Below are 3,955 nucleotides of genomic sequence, written 5' to 3'. Positions count from 1 at the left end.
CCGCGTCTCGGCCGCCGTCTGGAGCCGTGACTTCAGCACCTGCCTGGCGGCGGCGCGGCGCATCAAGGCCGGCACGGTCTGGGTCAATACCTTCCTCGAAGGCCATGCCGAGCTGCCTTTCGGCGGCTACCGCCAAAGCGGCCTGGGCCGAGAGCTGGGCCGCCGTGCCGCCGAGGACTACACCCAGGCCAAGACCCTGCACATGCACCTGGGTGCGCGCAGCCACTGGTATCTGCCCATCCACGAAGGAGACACGGCATGAAGCGGCCACTGACTGCCATGGCGATGGCCATGGCCCTTGCCACACCGCCGGCCGCCATGGCCGGGCAGAGCGTCGAGGTCCTGCACTGGTGGACCGCTGGCGGCGAGGCCGCCGCGCTGAACCTGCTCAAGAGCGGGCTGGAAAAGCAGGGCGTGCGCTGGAACGACATGCCCGTGGCCGGTGGCGGCGGCGAGGCGGCCATGACGGCGGTGCGCGCCCGCGTGACCTCGGGCAACCCGCCCACGGCGGTGCAGATGCTGGGCTTCGACATCCTGGACTGGGGCGGCCAGGGCGTGGTCGCCGACCTGGATGCCCTGGCCGCGCGCGAGGGCTGGGACAAGAGCGTGCCGCAGGAGGTGCAGAAATTCTCGCGCTACCAGGGCCGCTGGATCGCGGCGCCGGTCAACATCCATTCGACCAACTGGCTGTGGGCCAACCGGCAGGTGCTGGCCCAGGCGGGCGTGACGGCCGAGCCAGCGAGCTTTGACGAATTCATCGCGGCGGCGCGCAAGGTGCGCCAGGCCGGCTTCATCGCCATCGCCCATGGCGGCCAGCCCTGGCAGGAGGCCATCGTATTCGACAGCGTGGCCCTGTCCACGGGCGGCGCCGACTACTACCGCAAGGCCTTCATCGAGCGCGATCCGGCCACCATCCGGTCGGCGACCACGCGCAAGGTATTCCAGCGCATGGCGCAGATCCGCAGCCTGGTGGACAAGGATTTTTCGGGGCGCGACTGGAACGTGGCCTCGGGCATGGTCATCGCCGGCAAGGCGGGCTTCCAGATCATGGGCGACTGGGCCAAGGGCGAGTTCCTCAACGCCGGCAAGCAGCCCGGCAAGGACTTTGCCTGCTATCGCTTCCCGGGCACCCAGGGCATGGTGGCCTTCAGTACCGACCAGTTCGTGATGTTCAGGCTGTCCGACGCGGGCAAGGCGGCCGCTCAGCGCAAGCTGGCGGCCGCCATCATGGAGCCGGCCTTTCAGTCGGCGTTCAATGTCGTCAAGGGTGCGGCGCCTGCGCGCCTGGACGTGGCGGATACGGCCTTCGACGAATGCGGCAAAAAGGCCATCCGCGACGTGGCCGAGGCCGATGGCCGGCGCAGCATGCTGGGCTCCATTGCGCTGGGCCATGCGACGGCCGCATCGGCCAAGAACGCCATCTATGACGTGGTCACGCGCCACTTCAACGGCCAGATCGACGATGCCAGGGCCGTGGCCGAGCTGGCCTCGGCCCTGGCCGACTGATGGAGGCCCCTGCCATGAAGGCCGGCTGGCTCCCCAGGCTGCTGCTCAGCCCCAGCGTGCTGCTCACGCTGGTGTGCGTGTACGGATGCATTCTGTTCACGGTCTATCTGTCGTTCACGGCATCGACCCTGCTGCCGCGCCATGAATGGGCCGGCACCGCTGCCTACACGCGGCTGCTGGGGCTGGAGAACTGGAAGATCTCGGCGAACAACCTCGCGGTGTTCGCCAGCCTCTACATCGCCATTGCCATGGCGCTGGGCCTGGTACTGGCCATCCTGATCGACCAGAAGATCCGCGCCGAGGCCGTGCTGCGCTCCATCTTCCTGTACCCCATGGCCCTGTCCTTCATCGTCACGGGAACGGCGTGGAAATGGCTGCTCGACCCCGGCGTGGGCCTGGAAAAATCCATGCACCTGCTGGGCTGGCAGGGTTTTGCGTTCGGCTGGATCAAGGACGGCGACATGGCCATCTACTGCGTGGTCATCGCCGCCGTGTGGCAGACCAGCGGCTTTGCCATGGCCCTGTTCCTGGCGGGCCTGCGCGGGGTGGACTCCGAGCAGATCCATGCGGCGCGGCTCGATGGCGCGCGCACCTGGCAGGTCTACTGGCGCATCGTCCTGCCGCAATTGGGGCCGGTTTTCGTATCGGCCTTCGTGATCCTGGCGCACATGGCCATCAAGTCCTATGACCTGGTGATTGCGCTGACCAATGGCGGGCCCGGCCGCTCGACCTGGCTGCCCTCGGTGTTCATGTACCAGTACTCGTTCACCCGCAACGAGATGGCCGTGGGCGCGGCCAGCTCGGTGCTGATGCTGCTGGCCGTGGGCGCCATCGTCCTGCCCTATCTCTGGGGCGCCATGCGCAGCGCAGGAGGTCGCCATGACTGAGCTGCGCACACCCTGGTCCTTGACACGGCGGCTTCAGCCCTGGCGCGTGCTGCTGTATGCGGCGCTGGTCCTGCTGGCGGCGGTCTTCCTGCTGCCGGTCTATGTGATGCTGGCCAATTCGTTCAAGCCGCTCGACGAGATCCGCAGCGGCCACCTGCTGGCGCTGCCCGGCCAGTGGACGCTGGCGCCCTGGCGCAGCGCCTGGAGCACGGCGCAGATCGGCGTGCAGGCCACGGGGCTGCGGCCGTTCTTCCTCAATTCCTTCCTGGTGGCCGTGCCATCCGTGCTGCTGTCCACGGCCCTGGGCGCGCTCAACGGCTGCATCCTGACCCAGTTCCGTTTCCGGGGGGCGGACCTGCTGTTCGGCGCCATCTTGCTGTCGGTCTTCATTCCATTCCAGATCGTGCTGATCCCCATGGCCAAGATGCTGGGGGCGCTGGGCCTGGCGGGCAGCCTCAAGGGCCTGGTCTTCGTCAACACGGTGTACGGCATAGGCTTCACCACGCTGTTCTTTCGCAACTACTACGCGGCCTTCCCGGCCGAGCTGGTGCGCTCGGCGCGCATGGATGGCGCGGGGTTCTTCGGGCTGCTGTGGCGCGTGCTGCTGCCCAACAGCCTGCCCATCGTCGTGGTGGCCGCGATATGGCAGTTCACCAGCATCTGGAACGAGTTCCTGTTCGGCGCCTCGTTCAGCGATTTCAGCTCCTACCCGCTGACCGTGGCGCTGAACAACCTGGTCAACAGCAGCACCGGCGTCAAGGAATACAACGTCCACTTCGCGGGGGCGTTCATCGCGGCCTTGCCGACGCTGGCCGTGTACCTGGTGTCGGGCCGGTTCTTCGTGCGCGGGCTGATGGCCGGCGCCGTCAAAGGCTGATGCCCAGCATCTTGCAGTGAGGCATTCCATGGCATTCCTTGATCTCGACCGCATCCACAAGCGCTTCGGCGCGGCCAGCATCCTGCAGGACATCAGCATTGCCGTGCAGGAGGGCGAATTCCTGGTCCTCGTCGGCCCGTCGGGCTGTGGCAAGAGCACGCTGATGAACATCATCGCGGGCCTGGAGCCGCCCAGCGGCGGCCGTCTGGCGCTGGGCGGCCGCGACATCACCCACGCGGCGCCGGCCGAGCGCGACATCTCCATGGTGTTCCAGTCCTATGCGCTGTACCCCAACATGACCGTGGCGGGCAACATCGGCTTTCCGCTGGAGATGCGCAAGGTGGACAAGTCGCGGCGCCTTGAGCGGGTGCAGGAGGTGTCCAGGCTGCTGCAGATAGAGCACCTGCTGGGGCGCAAGCCGCGCCAGCTGTCGGGCGGCCAGCGCCAGCGCGTGGCCATAGGGCGGGCGCTGGCGCGCGAGCCGCAGCTCTACCTGTTCGACGAGCCGCTGTCCAACCTCGATGCCCAGCTGCGCGTGGACATGCGCGCCGAGATCAAGAAGCTGCAGCAGCGCCTGGGCGCCACCATCATCTATGTCACGCACGACCAGATCGAGGCCATGACCCTGGCCACGCGCATCGCCGTCATGAAGGGCGGGGTGCTGCAGCAGCTGGGCACGACGCGG

Annotated in this window: 5 protein-coding genes; all 5 read left to right on the top strand. The window is 67.6% G+C overall.

What is annotated here, in order from left to right; genetic code table 11:
• Nucleotides 1–262: aldehyde dehydrogenase family protein (locus tag L995_RS02695; RefSeq protein WP_047468899.1), on the top strand; the 262-nt coding region annotated here is incomplete at its 5' end.
• Entirely contained in the window at nt 259–1,506 is a 1,248-nt protein-coding gene (locus L995_RS02690; protein ID WP_047468896.1) for an ABC transporter substrate-binding protein, read from the top strand. The genes L995_RS02695 and L995_RS02690, both read left to right, overlap by 4 nt.
• Nucleotides 1,507–1,520: 14 nt before the next feature.
• The gene (locus tag L995_RS02685) at nt 1,521–2,393 is read left to right on the top strand and encodes a carbohydrate ABC transporter permease (RefSeq protein WP_082001472.1); all 873 of its coding nucleotides are present in this window, start codon (nt 1,521–1,523) and stop codon (nt 2,391–2,393) included.
• On the top strand, nt 2,386–3,270 hold the full coding sequence (locus tag L995_RS02680; protein WP_047216922.1) for a carbohydrate ABC transporter permease: 885 nt from the start codon (nt 2,386–2,388) through the stop codon (nt 3,268–3,270). Before L995_RS02685 ends, L995_RS02680 begins: the two co-directional genes overlap by 8 nt.
• 28 nt (nt 3,271–3,298) lie before the next feature.
• Nucleotides 3,299–3,955 (top strand): ABC transporter ATP-binding protein (locus L995_RS02675; RefSeq protein WP_047468891.1); only part of this gene is annotated, 657 nt, incomplete at its 3' end.

This window comes from Delftia sp. ZNC0008 (assembly GCF_000799035.1).
Lineage (GTDB): Bacteria > Pseudomonadota > Gammaproteobacteria > Burkholderiales > Burkholderiaceae_C > Comamonas > Comamonas tsuruhatensis.
This window is presented reverse-complemented; position numbering and strand designations above follow the sequence as displayed.

Excerpts from the sequence above, each read along its gene's own strand:
- L995_RS02680 (WP_047216922.1), top strand. The coding sequence starts at position 2,386 with ATGACTGAGCTGCGCACACCCTGGTCCTTGACACGGCGGCTTCAGCCC.
- L995_RS02685 (WP_082001472.1), top strand. The coding sequence starts at position 1,521 with ATGAAGGCCGGCTGGCTCCCCAGGCTGCTGCTCAGCCCCAGCGTGCTG.
- L995_RS02690 (WP_047468896.1), top strand. The coding sequence starts at position 259 with ATGAAGCGGCCACTGACTGCCATGGCGATGGCCATGGCCCTTGCCACA.